The organism is Aminobacterium sp. EBM-42, assembly GCF_001896635.1.
Classification (GTDB): domain Bacteria; phylum Synergistota; class Synergistia; order Synergistales; family Aminobacteriaceae; genus Aminobacterium; species Aminobacterium colombiense.
This window is the reverse complement of record NZ_MPPC01000006.1, coordinates 61,217-81,847: the sequence shown is the minus strand read 5'-3', so window position 1 is coordinate 81,847 and position 20,631 is coordinate 61,217. Positions and strand designations below refer to the sequence as shown.

The window sequence follows — 20,631 nt, the reverse complement described above, 5'->3', positions numbered from 1 at the left end:
ATCTGGCCTTCGCTTATTGTGTTTCTAATAGAGGTTCAATGCCGGGCAATATTTTCCCTTCACAAAATTCCAGGCTTGCGCCGCCCCCGGTCGAAACGTGGGTTACCTTTTCTGAAAATCCTAATTTCTTGACAGCTGAGGCCGTATCCCCGCCACCCACTACGGTTACGCCACCATTTTTTGTACATTTTTCTACCGCTTCTGCAACAAGACGGGTTCCTTCTGCAAGAACAGGGTTTTCGAATACGCCCATGGGACCGTTCCAAAGGATCGTTTTGGCCTTTTCAATATATGAAGCAAACAAAGCGGCTGTTTCTTTGCCAATATCAAGCCCCATATCAGAAGGAGAAATCTCATTTACAGAAACCTCTTTTCTGGGAGCGTCACTTTCTAAAGAATCAGCCACAGCTGTATCCACTGGAAGTACAATATCTACGCCTATCTCTTTGGCCTTATTCAGCATTTGACGAGCAAAATCTGCCTTGTCCTCTTCATAGAGGGAATGTCCGATATTTTTACCCTGAACGGCAAGGAAAGTATAGGCCATGCCGCCGCCAATAAGAATTGCCGACACTTTGGTGAGAAGGTGGTCAATTACTTTTATCTTATCTGATACTTTCGCTCCACCAAGAATCAATACAAAAGGTTTCTCAGGGGCCTCGCTTACAGCACTGAGCATTTCAATCTCTCTGGATATGAGATGCCCGGAAAAGGAGGGAAGGTATTCCATTACACCTCTTGTTGAAGCATGAGCCCTATGAGAAGCGCTAAAAGCGTCCATTACAAATACCTCAAAGGGATGTGCGAGTTTTTTTGCAAAATCAGAATCGTTCTTTTCCTCTTCTAGGTAAAACCGGGAGTTCTCCAAAAGAATGACCGTACCAGCAGGGGCAGAGTCTACCGCGTTTTTTACTTTCTCTCCAATGACGTCATCTACAAAAGTCACAGGGCATCCCAAGGCACTCTCAATCTTTTCTACAACATGGCTTAAAGACAGGGAATCAACCCTTTTACCCTTCGGGCGTCCTAAGTGAGAAACAAGGGTAACTTTTGCTCCCCAATCAAGAAGCTGGCGAATAGTGGCAACGTGAGCATTAATTCTTGTCACGTCAGTAACTATCCCATCTTTTAAAGGAACATTGAAGTCTACCCGCATGAGTACCTTTTTATTTTCTACATCTTGACGAGAGAATTCTCGTAGCTTCATTCCTTACAGCCCTTTCTTGATCATATAGTTTACAAGATCAATACAACGGCAGGTGTAGCCCCACTCGTTATCGTACCAGACCAAGATTTTTACCATGTTGCCAATAGACATGGTATGCCGGGCTGCAAAGATAGAAGAGTGCTGATCTCCGATAAAATCAGAGGAGACCAGATCGTCTTCTTCATACACCACATAATGGTTCATGTCGCCTGCTGCTCGTTTTTTCACCGCCTCGTTTACTTCCTGGGCTGATACTTCTTTGTTAAGTTCAGCAACAAGGTCTACAACTGAAACGTCAGGAGTGGGAACACGAAGGGCTATACCGTTCAACTTGCCTTTGAGCTCGGGAATGACAAGTCCAATCGCTTTAGCTGCTCCAGTAGATGTGGGAACCATGGAGAGAGCTGCAGCTCGGCCGCGGTGGAGTTTCTTATGGGAAGAATCCATCAATTTCTGATCATTTGTATAGGCATGGGTAGTTGTCATAAGGCCTCGGGCTATACCGAACTCTTCGTTGAGGATCTTCGCCACAGGAGCGAGACAGTTTGTAGTACATGATGCATTTGAGACCACATGATCCTTTTCAGGGTCATAAAGACCTTCATTAACGCCCATGACAAAAGTAGGGATCCCTTCTCCACTTCCCGGCGCTGTTATAACAACTTTCTTCGCTCCCGCTTTTAAATGTGTCTGAGCTCCTTCGAGATCCTTAAAGATGCCTGAAGACTCTATCACGATGTCAACTCCAAGATCGCCCCAGTTTAATTCAGAAGGATCCTTATGGGCTAGAACTTTTACCCTGTTGCCATTGACGATGAGATCGTCTCCATCAACCTGAACCTCGCCGGGGAAACGGCGGTGGATGGAATCGTATTTAAACATATAAGCCCTCTGTTCGGGGGTTGTACGGCTATTTGTCGCCACTATCTCAAAAAGACCCTCCTGGTCATATTGATACATAGCACGTAAAGCAAGTCTTCCAATGCGGCCAAAACCATTGATAGCAACTCTAACCTTCTTCATTATGCAGCACCCTTTCTATATATACATTGTAATAAATTCTAATAAAATATTATTTCTCGAAACTTATTATATACCGTGAGGCAATTGCTCAGCCATTTCCTTTAGCTTTTGCCAACGGTATTTGACAGTACTTTTACTTACTGGTTTTGAAAGTAATTGTCCCAACTCTGTCAAAGTAGCGCTAGGATATTGCATCCGTGTTTCTATAAGCTCTTTCAAAGGTTCTGGCAAAGTCGCCCAGACCTTTTCGTTCTGAAAGACTTTTGCTATTTCGAGCTGCCACTCAGCAGCCTCAAGAGTTTTTCGTATGTTGGAAGCATCGCAATTCACAAGTCTATTCGCTCTGTCACGCATAGCCCGAACAATGGCCTTTTCCTCTAATTTCAAAGATGTATCAAAAAGTTTAAAGTTGCTTAGCAATGTAACAATTTTCTCTTGATCTCGTAAAAGCAATTCATATTGTTCGTCCACCATACGCTTGCCCATGGGGAAATGATTGTTTTTCAAAAGGGATAAGACCATGTCCATCAATCTATAGAACCTGAAGCGGAAGGCAAGGTAATATCCGCTTTTAGGCACATATAAAGAGCCGCAATTTCCCCATACTCCCCGCAGCCATGCCCAATCATTTTTTCTTTTAGCGTTTTCTCCCCAGACAACAACTTCAGCTATTAGTGTTTGGGGAATGGAAAGAGTTACGTTTCCCTTAAAACTGGCTGGAACGTTAAGGATCGTTGGCAGTTCAACTCTCTGCCCCCATCGGGAATGGGACCAGATTCTTCTTAAACGCCGGAATACCCATAGTCGCCGCCCTGAAAGGATAACTAATCGTTCCTTTGTTAAAAATTCAGGTGACGCAGGCATAAGTCCCCAAAGGACTCCTGCTACTTCTGAATCTGCATTTGTACTGGAAACAGGAGAGAAAACCCATTCGTCCCACATCGTTTCACTAATGCTCTTCATGGCGTGGTTACACTTCTTTCAAATCTCTGCATATTCTCATAAGAGTTTCTGAAAGGGCCTGCCCATCATGGCGGACCACAGATTCTTCATAGACCTTAACGTAATTTCCTTCAATAATATGACAGCCTTTTTCCAGAATCCTTTCCCGTTGAGATTCATCTAAATATAATGGAACCGCTCCTTCATTGAGATAGGCCTGAAGAAGGGCTTCCGGTATCGACCCGTTATTGACCACCACATAATCCGGAACTGCCTTCACCGCTCTTTCGACCCATTCTAAGTGGTGCAGTATATTCATTCCATCTGTTTCTCCTGGCTGAGACATAAGATTGGCAACGTAAACTCTGGGAAGAGGCGATTCCTGAATTTTCTGGGCAACTTTCGGCAAAAGCAAGTTCGGTAATACACTGGTAAAAAGACTTCCTGGCCCCATAACAATAAGATCTGCTTCCTCTATGGCCCGTATCACATCAGTAAGTGGCCGGGCGTCTTGTGGCTCAAGCCATATATCCTTCAAATTTTTTCCGCAGGAAGAAATTTGCAGTTCCCCACGGCATAGCTGCCCGTCCACTGTTTCAGCTATAAGGGAAACCGCTTCAGTTGTTACCGGTAAAACCTTACCTCGAATGGCGAGAAGATGATTCATTTCTTCTACGGCAACACGGAAGTCGCCGGAAAGCTCTGTAACTGCCAAAAGAATGAGGTTCCCAAGGCTATGGCCGGAAAGATCTCCTCTATCGAATCTAAAATCAAGAATATTGCGAAGGGCATTATCATTTTCTGCCAGGGCAACAATACAGTTTCGAACATCCCCTGGGGGGAGAACGCCCCATTCCTGCCGCAAACGGCCGGAACTTCCTCCCTCATCTGTGACAGCCACTACTGCTGTAATGTTTCTTGTGAAAGATTTAAGCCCCAAAAGCAAGGTAGAAAGTCCCGTTCCACCGCCAACAGCTACAATGTGAGGCCCCATGGACAGTCTATACTCTACTACCTTTGCCATAACATCTTTTTTAGGAGAAGGACGAAAAAGACTTACTTTCCTATTTTTAAAAGAGAGAACAAACAAGGTTAGAAAAGCTGTGATTAATCCTAGGAGATATGCTATGCGCCAATCCATTACTCTCCCACCTGGCCTCGTTCTATATCCCTGTGCCTTACCACACACCGCACGCCCTTTTTACTATAATATTCAGAAAGCCACTCCACCACTGCTACTGAGCGATGCTGGCCACCGGTGCAACCCACAGCTATATGAAAGGGTGATTTCCCTGATGAAAGGTAGACAGGAATGAGAAAATCCAAAAACTCATAACAACGGGCAAGAAATAGGCGTGTTTCCTCAGGGGTTGAAATATAGCTTTGGACATCGGGATCCTTTCCCGTTAGATGGCTGAGTAGAGGAACATAGTGAGGGTTCACTAAAAATCGCACATCCAGCATGAAATCACTATCCTGTGGAATCCCGTATTTGAAACCAAAGGACGAGAATACTACGGACGCAGTAGCTTCAGTCCGTATAAATTCAGCTATGAGACGATCTTTGAGACCTCGTATGGAGAGCCCAGATGTATCAAGTACCACATCAGCATATTCCCTCACTGGAGCCAATAAGGCTCTTTCTTTCTGGATGCCCTCGAGAACAGGTATATGGTCTCCCAGCGGATGTCTCCTTCTTGTTGTTTCAAAACGCCGTACTAGGCTTTCATCAGAGGAATCCAGAAAAAGAACCTGTACAAGAGGGATGGTCCCTTTAAGAGAATCAACGACAGAAAAAAGGTCATTAAGAAGCCGTCCCCCCCTAACGTCGACAACGGCTGCAAGTCCTTCCTGCACTGCCGCCCGGTGTTGGGAAAGGAGCTCCAGAAGCTGCGGCAACAATGCTGGAGGGATATTATCAACGGCAAATAGCCCCTGATCTTCCAGGATGTTCAATACCGTCGATTTTCCGGCTCCTGACATCCCCGTAATAATAAGACACCGGCGAACTCTGTTATTCTTAATGTCCACATTCCTTCTCCCAATCTCGTAGTATTTCAACGCCGTGTCTCAGCACTGGGACAACGGCCTCAAAGCACTCAAGAGCCCCCTTCTGACTTCCAGGAACAGCAATAATCAGGCTTTTCCCTCTTGTTACAGCAAGCCCCCTGGAAAGAATAGACCGAGGTGTATAGTAAACCGTACGACTTCGCATAAACTCCCCTATTCCCGGGATTTTCCTATGGGCTACGGCCTCCAGAGCTTCTGGCGTTACATCTCGCTCTGATAGACCCGTACCTCCTGTCACCAGAATAAGATGAAGATCCTTCTGGTCGACCCAGTGGCGGAGCTTTTTTTCTATGGTTTCCTTTTCATCGGGAACAATGGACTGTTCCTCTACGATGCCGCCAATGAGAATTACCGCTCTGGATAAAGCAGGACCAGCAGTGTCATCCCTTAAACCCTGACTTGCTTTATCACTCACCGTTAAAACACCAACACGCAGTGATCTCCATGTTTCTATTTCCGAAGATACAGAAATAAAACCACTTTGCTGCACAGAAAGTTCCCACTGAGAAGGGGCGTGTTGTCTTTCTATACGAAGCAACACGTCACTTTCTGCAAAGGCCAACAAATTCCCTATCTCCAGATCTTTAAGAAGGGAGACCCGTAAGATACAGGCCGCACCTTCATAAGCAGGCATATCTCCTGGCTTTACTATGAAAAGAGTGGCCAGGTTCCCATTAACAGAAGATTGACCATCTCCTCGCTTGTTGACATAGCATATTCCATACTCACGCCGATCCTCATTACTCAAAATACCGAGAAGTTTCATTCATGCTCCTCCTCTGAAACCCTATAATCTCCACTTTTGCCCCCAATTTTATGAAGCAATCGCACATTTTGTATCACCATACCCTTATCTATGCCTTTACACATATCATAAACTGTGAGGGCTGCTGCCATTACGCCAGTAAGAGCTTCCATTTCTACTCCAGTTACACCTTTCGAAGCCGCATTGCACGTTATCTTAATCCTGTTTTCTTTAGGCAACAGCTCACAGTGGATCTCTACCTTGTCAAGACTTATATTATGACAGAGGGGGATAAGTTCCGAAGCTTTTTTTGCAGCCATTATTCCTGCAACTTCCGCAACTTTCATTACATCTCCCTTATCTGTGGTTCCCGAAAAAAGGGCGTCTCGAATAGTTTGAGGCAATAAAACCACTCCCTCGGCAAGAGCCTCGCGTGCAGTCCTTTCTTTTCCGCCAACATCGACCATTCGCGGGTGTCCAAGGTCATCAAGGTGGGAAAATGGCTCCATGTCAAATTACCCTCCAATCCGAGACATATGTTCATCTCCCGACTCCATATCAAGCCATCGTCGGGGTTTCATCTTAATTGCCTCTATAATACCCTTTTTTACCATTTCTTCATCCCGTTCTCGTAATGCATTGCTAATGTTAACCCCCTTTTGGCTAAAAAGACATGGTAGAACTTGCCCTGTAGACGTTATGCGGAGACGATTGCATGTATCGCAAAAATGATGGGTTACCGCAGCTATAACTCCAAGACGTTGCCCTGTCAGAGTATTCACTAGATAGCGGGCAGGACCTGCATTATCTTTACTTTCTGAGGTGTCGTCCCGCCAACTGTTTGCATCCGGAAGGGATGAAAGGATGTCATCTGCGGAAATAAAACGGTTGTAATTCCAAACATCCCCATGAAGGGGCATAAACTCTATGAGACGAAGCAATACTCCTTCCCTCTCTGCAAATAATAAAAGATCGCCTATCTCATCTTCGTTAAACCCATTTATCAATACGGTGTTGAGTTTCACTATAGTGTCGCTATGAATGGCTACTGACCTGATTCCCCGAATAACATCCTGAACGTTGCCGGTGCCTGTTATGAGTTTAAATTTTTGCGGGTCCAGGGTATCAAGACTTATATTTATACTTTCAAGTTTAAGGGATAAAATATCATCTGCTACAGATGCAAGCATTGACCCATTGGTAGTAACGGAAAGGGCCGCCTGCGGGAATTCCTCTCGCACTTTTTTAAGGAATAAAGGAAACCCCTTTCTTACAAAAGGCTCCCCGCCAGTAAAACGAAGCTTGCCTGCTCCCATATTGGCAAGGACATTACAAAGGAATAATAAGTCTTCATATCGAAGGATATTTCTATGGTCGATCCACTTAATGCCTTCACGAGGCATGCAGTACTGACATCTGAAGTTACAGCGATCTGTTACTGAAATACGAATGTAATGCAGGATTCGACCGAAGGAATCCTTCAGGAGTTCCATCGATATCCCCCTAACTTATCTACGTCCCGCCTCCACTCTGGATCGTCCAGGGCATCCATAAGAGCCTGAATGCATGGATGATCTTCATATTCCTGGGGGTAAACAAGCTCGTAAGGCTCTTCTGTTATAGGAATAAAATCAAGGCCGAGAGCATCAGCAGCAGCCTTAATGCCCAGTGCAGCATCTGCTACCCCCGAAGCAATACGATTTGCGGCATCGAAATGGGTAGTAGCCTGAATTGAATATCCATTAACATCAGAAACAGCTATCCCCTTTTCTTGCAAAAGAACATCGAGGAGCACACGAGTGCCCGCCCCTGGTTGACGATTTATAAATCTAACTCCTTTTTCTGCCAGGTCTTCAATAGTTAAAACATGAAGGGGATTACCAGGTGCCACAAGGATCCCCTGTTTTCTGTAAAAGAGCAAGCGACGTTTCCACTGCTTCCCGTTAGAAAGTTTTTCAATGTATGTGTTGTTATACGATCCTTTTTCTGGATCAAGAAGGTGGCAAGCCGCAATATGACACTCGCCCCTTGCCAATGCAGACAAACCGCCAAGACTCCCAACTGAACGATAGATAAGCTCACCACCCCTTTTATGCACATAGGATCCCAGACGTTCAAAAGCGGGGTCATTCGATCCTTGGAAAAGAAGACGGCGAGTCCAATCTATTTTGCGAGTCAGCCATACTTTTAAGTTCGTTCCAGCCGGACACTCTGCCACAGGCCTGGGCAAAAGGGCAAAACCATCTGCCTCGGACATGGTCCACATGGTACTAGAGCCTGACGAGAGAGGAAATACCCTTTTCTCTCCCTGCAAGGCTATTGCCTTTATCCGCAGCCATTCATTTCGGCCGGGTACAGACGAACAGGGAGTCAGAAGCTTCATTGTTTCTTCTGTTTCCGCACCCATAGCCTGTTTAAGAACTGTGGCTTCATCGAAATTCCCTTCTGCTAAAAGCTGGAGGAGGGGCAAAACAAGGGTCCATAAAACAACAGCTGTTGACATTGGAAATCCAGGAAGATCTACCACAGGTTTTCCCTTCACCTTCGCTGCCATTGCTGGACGCCCTGGTTTCATCAAAAGCCAGTGGAAAAGCATGGTGCCTTCTTCAGAAAGGATAGTCGATGTATAGTCCTTTTCTCCTTTGGCGGAACCTGCCCCTACAAGAAGAAGGTCATAATCCTCCGCCCCATTGAGAATGCTTTTGCGGATGATTTGAGGGTCATCTGGCAGTGGACCTGTTACATCGAGGGGGAATCCCCAACGGTGGAAATAAGCTTTCAACATGGTAGAATTGCTCTCTACTACCTTTCCGCAGACTGCTCCCTCACTTAACCATGTCTTGCCAGAAACTATTTCATCACCAGTTGGAATATACAGTGTTCTAGGTTTGCTCCACACAGGAACGAAAGAATACCCCGACGCAAGAAAGAGTGCCGCTAATGCAGGAGAAATTTTGTCTCCGGCACGAGCTATTATTTGTCCACATGTCACATCTTCCCCTACTGGACGAATATTATCTCCCATTGAAAGAGTTTTATATACGGCTAATTTCCCGTCTTTCACAGAGGAATCCTCAACCATTAAGACTCCGTCATATTCGAGAGACACAGCCATCCCGGTATTAATCCACTGGTATTCCTCTCTATCAAGAAACACTGGCGTTGCCGAAGACGCATTTGCTGTCTTTTTAGTAGAAAGAGCGTAACCATCCACAGCTGAGGCGCTAAAATGAGGTACATTCCTCTTCGAAAAAACATCCTCTGCTAGAATTAGATCTGTACATTCATCTACGGGGACATTGCTCTTTTTGTGAAGAGAAGAGAAATTCTGTCTAAAAACCAACCATGCTTCTTCAATGGAAACATGTTCCCTCCATTTTTTCACCATGGTATAAACTCCACCCTTTCTCCCTGGCGAACTGTTTCTACCTCCTCACCCAAACGAATAAGTCCATCTGAATGGTTTAGGGCTCCTACATACCCTGATTTAGCCAGGATGGGAACAACCCGATTATCCCGCAGCGCTGCGGGATAAAATTTTTCTATACCTGTACACCCTATGATATCAGTTGTTGTCTCTAAGGAAAATGCGCTTTTCTTGGATATTCTTCCTGCAATGAGGTCAAGAAGGGGAATAAGCAGAACTTTTGCCGCTACCATACAGGAAAGAGGGTGACCTGGGAGTCCCATTACTAATTTCTTCTCTTTTAATGAGCCTGCTATTAAAACAGGCTTGCCTGGCGACATTCGAACCCCTCGTACAATTAATCCTGGTGTTGCCAACGTTTCGAGCACTTCAGAACAATAATCCCTGACACTCACTGAAGAACCTCCACTAATGAGGATCACGTCAAATGCATGAAGAGCTTCATATAAAGCGTTCTGTAAAGCCTCTTTTGTATCTCGTATAATTCCTAAAGATGTCACATCATACCCCTGATCTTTGAGAAAAGACCAAAGTACCCAGCTATTTACATCTCGAATGCACCCGGGGGGCAATGGATCTGTTTTAGCCTCCATTATTTCGTCCCCCGTGCTAAATATGCCTATTTTAAGGTTCAGACAAGGCACTAGGATTTGCCCCATGGTAGCAAGAATGCCCAGGGTTTTAAAAGATACTCTGTCGCCGCGACAAAGCACTTTTTCTCCCAAGGAAATTTCTTCCCCTTTATAAATTACATTTTCTCCCCTCTGCGCCCCTTTGCGAACCTCTATCCAAGGGCCGCTTGTTGCTGTATCTTCGAGCATAACTACACTATCAGCGCCCTTTGGCAAAATTCCTCCTGTATGGATAGCCATCGTTTCCCCTGGATTAAGAACCTTGTCCGGCACCTTTCCCATAGGAATTTCACCAATCAAATTCAGATAAACTGGATAAGAAGAAGTTGCCCCTGAAATGTCTTCACTTAGGACCGCATAACCATCCCGCAAACTTCTTGTGAAAGGAGGAGATTCTATCGAAGATATTATATCTTCGGCAAGGAAACCACCTAGACACTGCTCAATATTTTGAAGGTCAAAAGAAAGGTCCCACGGGAAACGTAGGACCTCAGATACTTTAAGGATACTTTCTAACCGATCTGTTAAATTTTCAACAAAACCGGACATTTCCTTTCTCCTTTTCTATCGCAGACGAACGACAAGAACAGGATGGCCTGCCTGCTTTAATTGATTTGCCTGTTTGTCAGCTTCACCTCTTTCATTTCCAGCCCAGACTGTCACTCTGTAAAAAGTGCTGTTGCTGACAAGAGCCTTGGACACAAAGGCCTTATACCCTTCTTTTTCAACTTTTTCCTTTAAGCGGTTCGCCGATTCATTGCTCTTAAAAGAGCCTATCTGGACACCCCAGGCACTATTCTCCACTCCCCCAGTTATGAGTTTCCCATCATGAGCTGGAGCAGCCATGACCACTTTTGCGCTTTCAGCAGTTACAGCAGCAGGTTTCTGCGTTCCGCCTTCCGATGCGGTCTGGGGGGTAACAGGTGCTGCAACCTGGGGAGCAGTTGGAGCTGTAGATCCCGCCACTGGAACAGCATTTTCAGCTTTGTCAGGTGCGGCTTTAGGGGGCTCATCAGCTGTAGATGCGACTGTTGAAGATGGGGCCGCCGTCGTAGTCGTTTTTTCATGAACTATAACCGGCTTATGTTGTTCCCGAGAAGGCTCTGAAAGAAAAAAGAATTTGATGCCCACAATTAAGAGACCTACAGCTATGAGTCCAATAATAGGAAGCATCAGGTCTCCAAAGGGAAGCATCGGTTTTTTGTCTCTCTGCCTGCGATTCTCACGTGCTGACATGGGAAAACCTCCTGTTTTTTCAGTTCTACAAGAAGAAACGGGCAAGAGCCATCTTAAAACGGCCCCCGCCCGTTGTTGTGTTTAAATAAAATTCCCTTTGACGAGGGTTATTTTGAGGAACGTGACGACCTTCTGATAATTGAAGGAACATCATAGGTGTTTTTGGGAACGCCGCTCATGGTAAATAAATCTTCTTCTGGAGCTGAAACAACTTCGGCCTCCTCTAAGACAACACCTGGAGAACGCAAAGTTGTTTTACTGGTACTTACCGCTTTCGCTGTTCTTGCTGGGGGACGTCGATCTTTTTCAGAAGAGAATCCTGTCGCAATGACAGTTATTTTCATCCGATCTTCCATAGATTCATCAATGGTGTGCCCCCAGATTACTGTGGCATCTTCATCTGCAGTTCCCTTTATCACTTCTGCTGCCAGCTGGATTTCGTGGATACCAATATCACTGCTGCCAGTTATATTAAAGAGTATTCCCTTTGCGCCATCCATAGGAGTGGCCATAAGCGGACTATTAATAGCAGCTTTTGCCGCAGTTTCAGCCCTATTATCCCCATGTCCCTCACCAATCCCCATAATAGCGGAACCTGCATTTTTCATGACAGTCCTCACGTCAGCGAAGTCAACGTTTATAAGGCTGGGCTTTAAGATAAGATCTGTCACTCCCTGAACCGCCTGACGTAACACTTCATCTGCAAGCTTAAAGGCTTCTGTCAGACCTGTTTTTTTATCCGCAATTTCAAGGAGACGATCGTTTTCTACCACAAGAAGAGCATCTACTTTCTCTTTAAGGATTGCCGTGCCATCGTTAGCATAATTCCTTCTTCTCTTCCCTTCAAAAGAGAAAGGGTTCGTTACTACCGCAACAACAAGAGCTCCTGACTCCTTTGCTATTTCTGCGATAACAGGAGTCGCACCTGTTCCCGTTCCGCCCCCCATGCCGGCTGTAAGGAAAACCATGTCTGCGCCTGAAATGAGCTGTCGTATCTCTTCTATAGACTCTTTCGCTGCCTCTGATCCCACGTCTGGGTCAGCACCAGCACCAAGCCCTCGAGTAAGTTCTCTTCCCAAAATGACTCTTGTTTTCGTTTCAGAAAGCCCGAGAGCTGCCATATCTGTATTAGCAGCAATGCATTCCACACCCTCAATGCCATTTCGGATAATGTGATTTAAAGCATTACCGCCACCGCCTCCAACCCCAATAACTTTAATATTTTCCCGATGAGGCCGTGTCGCATTGTCTATCTGAAAAACATGCTCCATTCCGCATCCACCCCACAATACATCAGAAAAGTTCTTTAATCGATTTCTTCACCATCTCGAGGAAATGGCGAAAGCCTTCCCCCCCGCTTGCGCTTTTAGTGTTTCTCTGTTGTCCTCCTCTTTTTGCTGCCATGTAGGCAGACATTCCTCCTGATCGAAGAACCTCAATTGGCGCTTCGATATACCGATAGGGGTTCCGCTCTTTATTCATAATATATCTAATGATTCCGGAAGAAGTGGTGTACTCACAATCATTCCGCCCAGGAGGCATTTGAAAACTATCAAGGGGATCAGCAATACGAACTGGCAAATTCATCACTTCAGTAGTGAAAGTTTCAATCCCGCCTGTTTTAGCTACACCGCCCGAAAGTACAATCCCCGCTGGAAACATATGAACATTCTGGTCGGAAAAGGTCTTTAACACATGATCAACAAAAAGCTCTTCAAGACGGCAAGAAACCACATCAACAGCCTCTGAAACCTCAAGAAGCTTTGTTCGTCCCCGCGCTTCAACTTCTACCGTATCATCATTTTCATCGAGAATAAGAGAAATCTGATGTTTGATGTTTTCAGCTTTGCTGATAGGAATTTTAAGCACATAAGCTAGATCATTAGTTATATGGTCTCCGCCAATGGGGATAACTGTAAGTCGGACAGGACGTCCGTCAGAAAAGAGAGCCACTCCGGTTGTGCCTCCTCCAACGCAGAGGGAAACCGCACCGGTACGTGTTTCTTCATCCGTAAGGGAACCAAGGGCGCTAGCCAGAGATTTAATCACAAGTCCGTTGACATTCAATCCTGCGCTCTCAACACAATTAATAATATTCTGTATAACAGATGTAGGTACGATCACTGACTGCAGTTCAATTTCCAGACGTATTCCCGTCATTCCAAGGGGATCATCTATACCGCTGTTTCCATCAAGGGAGTATTTTACTGGGATGGTATGGAGAGTCACGCGATTTGAAGGAACCGAAAGCTCACTCTGGGCCGCTTCAATAACACGCTCAATGTCCTGGATGCCTACTTGTCGAGGTACTCGCCCCAAGGAAACCATACCTCTCGACGTTATACTTGTAGCGTCAATGCCACTAAAAGCCACAGTCGCCTCGTCGATTTCGAAACCAACCATTTTTTCAGCATCCTGTACTGCCATCCGTACAGCTTGCACCGCCTGTTCCAGGTTTACAATAAGTCCCTTGCGGATACCCAAAGAAGGAGCTGAGCCAATACCTATAATCTGGGCATCCTGGAAACGGGAATCCCTTTCCGCTACAACAACTGCTATTTTACTGGTACCTAGATCCAGCCCCACTATTATTTCTGGCTCTGTGTACACTTTATTCCCGCTCCCTTCCTACGATCGATCAAATTCATAGCGTTTTAACCACTATCTTATTCCCATAGGTCGCGTCTATCTCTACAATTTCATTGCCAGAAGGCAGATCTTTCATAACCTTTGGTAATGCCTGTGATATAACTGGCCACCTCTCTGTATCCTCATCAAGATAAATACTTATAAAACGTTTTTCCCATTTTACTTCAATTGTGAAGCTGTAGCTACCTGCTTTTCTTCCAAGCTCAACTTTCTTGATTGGCGCACCCCAGTTATTTTTTCTGATTTCTTCGACCCAGTTTTTGAGAGAACTGAGAGGCAAAGCACTTTGAAAGATAACTCGGCCTGGCTCTCCTGCGCCATCTATAGGAATTGGAAGACTATCTTTTAAATTCCATACTGGAACGTCAATATCCACATTATTTCCATAGATGTACTTGCTTGCGACGCTATCTCCATCCCATATTCTGCCATCTCTTGACATGTACCAGCGTGTCCCTTTTTGCACCAAAACGATCCAAACATCCAGGGGTTGTGCGGATACCTGTATATCCCTAAAAGAACGAAACTTTATTGATAAATCAACAGGAATTTCCCGTTCAATCTTCTCTTTTACCTTATCCCGGCAGAAAAAGACAGCGGGACAGAAACGTAAATAATCCGAACTGAAATGACTCCAGAACACTTGTTCAGAATAGGGGTCAGGAAGATGTAATTCCATACGTTGTGAAGATAGCAATAAAAAATTGGATTCGACGCAATACACTATCCCCAATATCAAAAAAAGGAGTAATAGCAAGCGTTTCACATGCAACCTCCTCTACTTTCCACTTCATGTTCAAAAGCCCCTCACTTCAAGCTCTAGAACATACCCCGTCTTCTCAAACACTCTTCTTCGGCACTCTTCTATCAGAGCCCAGATGTCCGCTGCCTTAGCATCACCCATATTGAGAATGAAGTTGGCATGGGCCTCAGATACTATGGCACCGCCTACTCGAAGTCCCTTGCAGCCGCATTCATCTAACAGCTTCCCGGCACTCTCGCCGTCAGGATTTTTGAAAATACATCCGGCACTTTTAAAACCACGAGGCTGGGATTTTCTTTTTTGCAAAAAATTATCAGCCTTTTCTTTCACCCAATATGGATCTTTTGCCTGTAAACGCAAACCACACGCTGTCACTATATAGTTTCTTTCCTGAAGAACTGATCGTCGGTAGCCCCAGGGCAATTCTTCTTTCTTAAAACGAAGCACCTCTCCACTCTCATCTACAACTTCAACCCATTGTATTACATCTGAAACAGTTTCTCCTTGAACACCTGCATTTCCTATGATAGCGCCGCCTACAGTTCCAGGAATCCCGATACCAAACTCCATTCCGCTAAAACCATAGCGTAACCCGAAAGAAACAAGGACTCCTAGAGAAACTCCGGTCCCAACTTCTATGTCTACCTCATTGTTCTTTCTAAAAAGAGAAAAGGATGATAGGTATTTTGTACAAAGGACGAAACCCTTTATGTCGCCATCTGAAATTATAAGATTGCTTCCTCCTCCTATAATATTGAGCGAAGTATCCTCTTTCATTTTTACAAGAGTCACAAGATCTTGTGTAGAAGCAGGCCAGATACAAACATCAGCACTACCCCCCACACCAAAGGTTGTAAGGGGCGAAAGAGGAAAATGTTCTCTCACAGGTCCCGCTATACTTCGTTTCAATAATGCGACATTGCAGGGGGTCATTTCTTAAACCACCCGTTTCTCCTTCACTTCAACAAGCATCTCACCTACCGCGGAAACATCTCCCGCCCCTACCGTAACGACAACGTCTCCCTCTTCCATAGATTCTTTGAGAAGGGCGACAGCATCATACATATCGGAGCAAAGAATACAGTTCTTGTACTGGCGAAGCTGCAGTTCGGAGTAAATAAGATTGGAATCAATACCTTCTATGGGTTCCTCATCTGCCCCATAGACTGGTAATAGAAAAAGCCTATCCGCCAGGAGCAGAACATCTGCAAAATCCTTGTACATAGCGGCTGTACGGGAAAAGCGATGGGGCTGAAAAACAACATTAAGTCGTCTTTCTGGAAACATTTGGGATAGAGTGTTCAGAGTCGCCGCTATTTCCCGTGGATGGTGACCGTAGTCATCATAAATGTCCATACCATTTGTAGAACCAATATACTGTAACCGTCGTTTTGCCCCCCGGAAAGTTTTCAGGGTCTTTTTAATCAAAGGGAAGGGAACTTCAAGACGATCTGCTACTACACAAGCTGCCAGCGCATTCATTATATTGTGATCTCCAGAAACTGAAAGTTTAACTTCGTCTACAAACTTCCCATTTTTTGCCACAGAAAAGGAAACTCCGCCGCCAGGGACATGTTCAACGTTATAAGCGCCCCAATCCCAGGCACTGCCCCAACCATAGGTGATTACTTCATTTTTAAGATGATTTTCATCAAGTATCCTTGTCAATCCCACATCTTCACCGCAAAGGACAACTACACCGTCATCTTTAGGATTAACTAAGAACCTACCAAAGGCTTCAATTACACTATCAAAAGTAGGATAATGGTTCACATGATCCCAATCAGCATTTGTTAAAACAGCTATGTTGGGATGAAACCCTTCAAAAGAACCGTCGCTTTCATCAAGTTCTGCAACCATATAGGGACCCTCTCCAAGTTTAGCGTTCACTCCTATATCGCAAAGTTCGCCACCTATAGCTAATGTAGGGCTCAACCCGGACTGCTCAAGGATGAGAGCGATCATGGATGAGGTTGTGGTTTTGCCGTGAGTTCCAGCGATGCCAATCCCATATTGGGAATCGAATATCCAGCTCAGCACTTCTCCTCTTTTAGCTGTGGGGATACCCCTCCTTTTGGCATGAAGGAGCTCCTCGTTATCTTCTGGAATAGCACTGCTATAAACAATTAGGTCTGGGGAAAAATCATCAAGATGCTCTTTACCGTGATGAAGAACAAAGCCAATATTATCCTGAATTACTTTATCCACATATGACGTCCAATTCACATCGCACCCACTTACATCGTATCCAAGATCTTTCAGCAAGAGGGCGAGTCCGCTCATGCCTGCCCCGCCTATACCCATGAGGTGAATTCTGTTAATTCCCTTTAAGTTTGATATTATTAAGTCCAATCACAGACTCTCCCTTCGCATTAACGAGATTAGAACATCCCAGATCCTTTCACAACTACGATCTTCAAATCCCCTCTGAGATCTCTCGTCAAGCTTCGTACCATTATCGACTTTCGAAACACAATCAATGAGATGGTGTTTTAATTCAAATACAGAGGCCTGCTCATCCCATACGAAATTTCCCATAGTTTCTTTCTCAAATAGCACGGCATTCCGCACTTGGTGACCATCAGAAGCGCCACGCCAGGGGACAATAAGCGATGGGATGTTAAGAACCATGAGTTCGGATAAGGTAGAAGCCCCTGCTCGCGCTATAACAGCATCGACAACCGAATAGATTATAGACATATCCCACTGTCTTTCAACAGCTATAAGAGTATTTATATCGGGACATCGTCCTTTTCCTCCCACTACTAGAAAAGTAACGTTTTTGAGATCAGGCGCAGATGCCAATTCACATATAGTTTTAAAAAGTGGCGAGCTCGTTAATGACCCACTAAGCACCCCAACAATAGCGCCCTTTGGAAAATCAACCCCTGTATATAGTTTACCCCAAGCTTCTATACGGTCAACCTTTTTAAACTTACGAATTGGAATTCCAACATAATTAAATTGATCCTTTTCTAAAGGGCGGCACTCTTGCCATCCAGAGAGCACGGGAATACCAAATTTCTTTGCTAAACGAGTTACTTTCCCGGCTACAGAATTTTGCTCATGAATAACCAGCGGTATCCTATGTAATAAACACGCTAGCATAGGTGGAAAAGAAACATATCCGCCAAAAAGGACACAAACATCGGGACGATCTTCCCTGATCAGGGAAACGGACTGCAAAAAAGCGGAAAAAAGACTCCCCAATCGGCGAATGACCTTCCCTGCTTTTAAAACCCCAAGGGGAGAGCCTTCTATGGGCAATACCGTTGGGGCAATGTTATTCTGACTGAATATTTCCCATTCCAGGGGCCTTGAACCACAGATATATTCTATTTTTACGTTCTTCATTTCTCTTTCTTCGATCCATTGCCCAAGAGAAATAGCTGGAAAAATGTGTCCTCCTGTTCCTCCCGCTACAAAAAACAATTTTTTCATGACTGTGCACCTGCAATCTCTTTTGTTATACGAACAATGAGACCGGCTCGTACCCACATCATTAACAGAGAGCTCCCCCCGTAACTTATAAAAGGCAAGGGCATTCCAGTAAGTGGCATTAATTTCAAAACTCCTCCTACATTAATGAAGAAAGGAACTAGTACTGATATCACAAGCCCCCATAAAAGGGTTCTCATAAAGGGGTCTTGCGCCTGTCTGTATATTTTGTAACACCTAACAACCCAGATAGTAAAAAGGAAAACCACTAGACCAGTTCCAATAAATCCAAACTCCTCACCTATTGCAGCAAATATATAGTCCGTATGTGCTGCCGGAAGATAGTTCATTTTCTGAAGGCCTTTCCCTATTCCAACTCCAATAAGTCCGCCGTTCGCAAAGGCGACAAGGCCCTGTATAACCTGGAAACCACTGTCAAGGGGCTCTTTCCATGGATCAAGAAATGCTACATATCTACGAAGACGATAGCTTTCTTTTATTAATATGGGGAAAAGGAGAGATATACCCCCAATACCAATAATCAAAGGGTAGCACCATCCTTGATTTTCCACTTGGATTCCCATACAAATCACAGCCAGAAGAAGCATTCCTCCTATGTCCGGCTGCATTAGAAGAGGCAGGGCAGAGAAAAAAATCATTGCCATTGTTATAGTCCAAAACTTCCTAGATGAAGAAAGCTCTGATCGAGTGAGGCATTTAGATAAATGAATAACCGTAGCCAAGAGTAAAAGCTCTAAAGGTTGAAATTGAAGGGCTCCTACATCTATCCAGCGTTTTGCTCCCCCTGCCTCTATTCCCAGTCCCGGTATTAGAGTGCTAAAGGAGAGGAGGAAACCAAACACCCAGAGAGGGCCGCTCACTTTCTTCCATAGTGAAATGGGAAGCAAGTACATGATAAACATGGCACAAAGCCCTAAAAAGCTCCACTGAACCTGTTTGAACCCAATAATAAAAGGAGATCCCCACGATTCCATAGATTGTGGCGAAGTGAGAGATACTATCATAACGATTCCCAAACAGTTCAGCACAAGAGGAATGATCCAAAGAAGAGGATCCACGCGCTGTGCCTTCTCGCTCACAACAATCCTCCGTATTTATTGACAAGGTGCCGGAAATGTTCCCCCCTCTTCTTATAACTGGGGTACATATCCCAACTTGTGCACGCTGGCGAAAGAAGGACGGTTTCGCCTGGAAGAGAAAGAGCCATCGCTGCTTTCACAGCATCTTCCATGGAATCAACTTCAATATGCCGCGCAAAGCCTGCCCCCTCAAGAGCAGTAACGATAGGCTTCTTTTCTGCCCCAAGAACAATAGCGACTCTGGCTTCTTTTTTTACCGCTTCCGCAAGGGGAGAGTAATCCTCTCCTTTCCCCTGACCGCCAAGAATAACAACCTTGGGGCCATGTATTGAAGTTAAGGCAGTTGCACTTGCCGCCACATTCGTCCCTTTTGAATCATCAATATAACGAACGCCATTAATTTCAGCCACAAAAGTGCACCGATGAGGAAGAGGTATAAAATCCGAAAGTTGTTTTGTAAGGTTCGAACAAGGAACGCCCCCGAGAATGAGAGCAGAAGCAGTCATAGCTAAATTTTCAAGGTTATGCCGCCCGATAAGATCCACATCTCTATAATCAAAAAGTAATTCTTTTTTGTTGTAGGAAAGCCAGGCTTCCTGTTCTCCCATGCAAATATAGGCATCTGTCTTATGAACCGGCTCCTGCCCTTCCCAATAAAGAGAAGCAACAGCCGATTTGCCCGAGAGTTGAAGAGCGTCGACGTCTCTGTTTTGAACCACGGCCCAATGCCCCGGTTCCTGCAAACGGACAAGACGCGCCTTTGCTTTCAAATAATTCGTGAAAGAACCATGCCAATCTATATGATCAGGTGCCAAATTAGTCACTATAGCTACGTGGCTTTTTAGGAGATGGGCCCAGTAAAGTTGGAAACTGCTCAATTCAATCACTATAAAATCCAAATTCTGACTGGCATGCAAAGAAAGAGGGTTTCCGATATTTCCAGCCACAGCCGTCTTGTATCCGTATTTTTTCAGAAGATGACCAATAAGCATTGTGGTCGTGCTTTTTCCATTACTCCCCGTTACCCCAATAACTTTCCCTTTTATATGGGGAGCAACAAAATCAATTTCTCCAATTACCGGTATTCCTCTACCCTGAGCCTTTTTAACGACGGAAGCTTGAGGAGAAATACCTGAACTGACAACAATACAATCCGCATCTAGTGCTCTTAAGCTATTCCCTCCAACTTCCCACTGAATGTCCTGTAATTTAAAAGCCTCTTCTACTTCGGGAGAAAGAGTGTCCTTTTTTTCTGTCACAAAGACATGGGCTCCAAGGGTTTTTGCTAATATCGCAAGCCCCTTTCCACTTACTCCAGCACCAAGAATTGTAATCTTTTTCCCGGCTATATCCTGGTTGCTTTCCTTCATAACCATGCCTTCTTTCAAGCGAATTCTTC

General features: G+C 44.9%; 19 protein-coding genes. All 19 read right to left on the bottom strand.

The window, feature by feature from the left end; translation table 11 throughout:
• Positions 1 to 13: 13 nt before the first annotated feature.
• Positions 14 to 1,207 (bottom strand): phosphoglycerate kinase, encoded by a 1,194-nt coding sequence (locus BUC50_RS01240; protein WP_013048234.1) that lies wholly within the window; start codon positions 1,205 to 1,207, stop codon positions 14 to 16.
• Positions 1,208 to 1,210: 3 nt separating this feature from the next.
• Positions 1,211 to 2,230 carry a type I glyceraldehyde-3-phosphate dehydrogenase gene (gene gap, locus BUC50_RS01235; protein WP_013048233.1) on the bottom strand — a complete coding sequence of 340 codons (1,020 nt, stop codon included), beginning with the start codon at positions 2,228 to 2,230 and terminating at the stop codon, positions 1,211 to 1,213.
• A gap of 66 nt (positions 2,231 to 2,296) precedes the next feature.
• Positions 2,297 to 3,193 (bottom strand): DNA-binding protein WhiA, encoded by an 897-nt coding sequence (whiA, locus tag BUC50_RS01230; RefSeq protein ID WP_013048232.1) that lies wholly within the window; start codon positions 3,191 to 3,193, stop codon positions 2,297 to 2,299.
• A gap of 7 nt (positions 3,194 to 3,200) precedes the next feature.
• Positions 3,201 to 4,313, bottom strand: coding sequence for a gluconeogenesis factor YvcK family protein (locus BUC50_RS01225; protein WP_013048231.1), 1,113 nt, complete (start codon positions 4,311 to 4,313; stop codon positions 3,201 to 3,203).
• A complete protein-coding gene (gene rapZ, locus BUC50_RS01220) occupies positions 4,313 to 5,203 on the bottom strand; it encodes an RNase adapter RapZ (RefSeq protein ID WP_013048230.1) in 891 nt (296 codons plus the stop codon). The genes BUC50_RS01225 and rapZ overlap by 1 nt, the downstream gene beginning before the upstream one ends.
• Complete coding sequence (locus BUC50_RS01215; protein ID WP_041459334.1) at positions 5,193 to 6,008, bottom strand: MogA/MoaB family molybdenum cofactor biosynthesis protein; 816 nt, start codon at positions 6,006 to 6,008, stop codon at positions 5,193 to 5,195. Before BUC50_RS01215 ends, rapZ begins: the two co-directional genes overlap by 11 nt.
• A complete protein-coding gene (gene moaC / locus BUC50_RS01210) occupies positions 6,005 to 6,496 on the bottom strand; it encodes a cyclic pyranopterin monophosphate synthase MoaC (protein ID WP_013048228.1) in 492 nt (163 codons plus the stop codon). Before moaC ends, BUC50_RS01215 begins: the two co-directional genes overlap by 4 nt.
• A gap of 6 nt (positions 6,497 to 6,502) precedes the next feature.
• Complete coding sequence (moaA, locus tag BUC50_RS01205) at positions 6,503 to 7,480, bottom strand: GTP 3',8-cyclase MoaA (RefSeq protein ID WP_013048227.1); 978 nt, start codon at positions 7,478 to 7,480, stop codon at positions 6,503 to 6,505.
• Positions 7,468 to 9,375 (bottom strand): substrate-binding domain-containing protein, encoded by a 1,908-nt coding sequence (locus tag BUC50_RS01200; protein ID WP_213700981.1) that lies wholly within the window; start codon positions 9,373 to 9,375, stop codon positions 7,468 to 7,470. The genes moaA and BUC50_RS01200 overlap by 13 nt, the downstream gene beginning before the upstream one ends.
• A complete protein-coding gene (locus tag BUC50_RS01195; RefSeq protein WP_013048225.1) occupies positions 9,369 to 10,595 on the bottom strand; it encodes a molybdopterin molybdotransferase MoeA in 1,227 nt (408 codons plus the stop codon). Before BUC50_RS01195 ends, BUC50_RS01200 begins: the two co-directional genes overlap by 7 nt.
• Positions 10,596 to 10,610: 15 nt before the next feature.
• Positions 10,611 to 11,282: an SPOR domain-containing protein gene (locus tag BUC50_RS01190; RefSeq protein ID WP_013048224.1), complete on the bottom strand. Its 672-nt coding sequence runs from the start codon at positions 11,280 to 11,282 to the stop codon at positions 10,611 to 10,613.
• Positions 11,283 to 11,389: 107 nt separating this feature from the next.
• Positions 11,390 to 12,553: a cell division protein FtsZ gene (gene ftsZ / locus BUC50_RS01185; protein ID WP_013048223.1), complete on the bottom strand. Its 1,164-nt coding sequence runs from the start codon at positions 12,551 to 12,553 to the stop codon at positions 11,390 to 11,392.
• Between the two features lie 22 nt (positions 12,554 to 12,575).
• Positions 12,576 to 13,892: a cell division protein FtsA gene (gene ftsA / locus BUC50_RS01180; RefSeq protein ID WP_013048222.1), complete on the bottom strand. Its 1,317-nt coding sequence runs from the start codon at positions 13,890 to 13,892 to the stop codon at positions 12,576 to 12,578.
• 34 nt (positions 13,893 to 13,926) lie between these two features.
• A complete protein-coding gene (locus tag BUC50_RS01175) occupies positions 13,927 to 14,697 on the bottom strand; it encodes a hypothetical protein (RefSeq protein WP_013048221.1) in 771 nt (256 codons plus the stop codon).
• A gap of 30 nt (positions 14,698 to 14,727) precedes the next feature.
• Complete coding sequence (murB, locus tag BUC50_RS01170) at positions 14,728 to 15,627, bottom strand: UDP-N-acetylmuramate dehydrogenase (RefSeq protein ID WP_013048220.1); 900 nt, start codon at positions 15,625 to 15,627, stop codon at positions 14,728 to 14,730.
• Between the two features lie 3 nt (positions 15,628 to 15,630).
• The gene (murC, locus tag BUC50_RS01165; protein WP_013048219.1) at positions 15,631 to 17,046 is read right to left on the bottom strand and encodes a UDP-N-acetylmuramate--L-alanine ligase; all 1,416 of its coding nucleotides are present in this window, start codon (positions 17,044 to 17,046) and stop codon (positions 15,631 to 15,633) included.
• The gene (locus BUC50_RS01160; protein WP_013048218.1) at positions 17,047 to 18,135 is read right to left on the bottom strand and encodes a UDP-N-acetylglucosamine--N-acetylmuramyl-(pentapeptide) pyrophosphoryl-undecaprenol N-acetylglucosamine transferase; all 1,089 of its coding nucleotides are present in this window, start codon (positions 18,133 to 18,135) and stop codon (positions 17,047 to 17,049) included.
• Positions 18,132 to 19,232 (bottom strand): FtsW/RodA/SpoVE family cell cycle protein, encoded by a 1,101-nt coding sequence (locus BUC50_RS01155; RefSeq protein ID WP_013048217.1) that lies wholly within the window; start codon positions 19,230 to 19,232, stop codon positions 18,132 to 18,134. Before BUC50_RS01155 ends, BUC50_RS01160 begins: the two co-directional genes overlap by 4 nt.
• Positions 19,229 to 20,602, bottom strand: coding sequence for a UDP-N-acetylmuramoyl-L-alanine--D-glutamate ligase (gene murD, locus BUC50_RS01150; protein ID WP_286677055.1), 1,374 nt, complete (start codon positions 20,600 to 20,602; stop codon positions 19,229 to 19,231). The genes BUC50_RS01155 and murD overlap by 4 nt, the downstream gene beginning before the upstream one ends.
• Positions 20,603 to 20,631: the final 29 nt, after the last annotated feature.

Bases quoted from the DNA above. Each gene is read 5' to 3' on its own strand.
- BUC50_RS01190 (WP_013048224.1), bottom strand. From the start codon at position 11,282: ATGTCAGCACGTGAGAATCGCAGGCAGAGAGACAAAAAACCGATGCTT.
- murD (WP_286677055.1), bottom strand. From the start codon at position 20,602: ATGAAGGAAAGCAACCAGGATATAGCCGGGAAAAAGATTACAATTCTT.
- murB (WP_013048220.1), bottom strand. From the start codon at position 15,627: ATGACCCCCTGCAATGTCGCATTATTGAAACGAAGTATAGCGGGACCT.
- moaC (WP_013048228.1), bottom strand. From the start codon at position 6,496: ATGGAGCCATTTTCCCACCTTGATGACCTTGGACACCCGCGAATGGTC.
- BUC50_RS01215 (WP_041459334.1), bottom strand. From the start codon at position 6,008: ATGAAACTTCTCGGTATTTTGAGTAATGAGGATCGGCGTGAGTATGGA.
- BUC50_RS01195 (WP_013048225.1), bottom strand. From the start codon at position 10,595: ATGTCCGGTTTTGTTGAAAATTTAACAGATCGGTTAGAAAGTATCCTT.
- whiA (WP_013048232.1), bottom strand. From the start codon at position 3,193: ATGAAGAGCATTAGTGAAACGATGTGGGACGAATGGGTTTTCTCTCCT.
- gap (WP_013048233.1), bottom strand. From the start codon at position 2,230: ATGAAGAAGGTTAGAGTTGCTATCAATGGTTTTGGCCGCATTGGAAGA.
- BUC50_RS01240 (WP_013048234.1), bottom strand. From the start codon at position 1,207: ATGAAGCTACGAGAATTCTCTCGTCAAGATGTAGAAAATAAAAAGGTA.
- BUC50_RS01225 (WP_013048231.1), bottom strand. From the start codon at position 4,313: ATGGATTGGCGCATAGCATATCTCCTAGGATTAATCACAGCTTTTCTA.
- BUC50_RS01200 (WP_213700981.1), bottom strand. From the start codon at position 9,375: ATGGTGAAAAAATGGAGGGAACATGTTTCCATTGAAGAAGCATGGTTG.
- moaA (WP_013048227.1), bottom strand. From the start codon at position 7,480: ATGGAACTCCTGAAGGATTCCTTCGGTCGAATCCTGCATTACATTCGT.
- BUC50_RS01160 (WP_013048218.1), bottom strand. From the start codon at position 18,135: ATGAAAAAATTGTTTTTTGTAGCGGGAGGAACAGGAGGACACATTTTT.
- ftsZ (WP_013048223.1), bottom strand. From the start codon at position 12,553: ATGGAGCATGTTTTTCAGATAGACAATGCGACACGGCCTCATCGGGAA.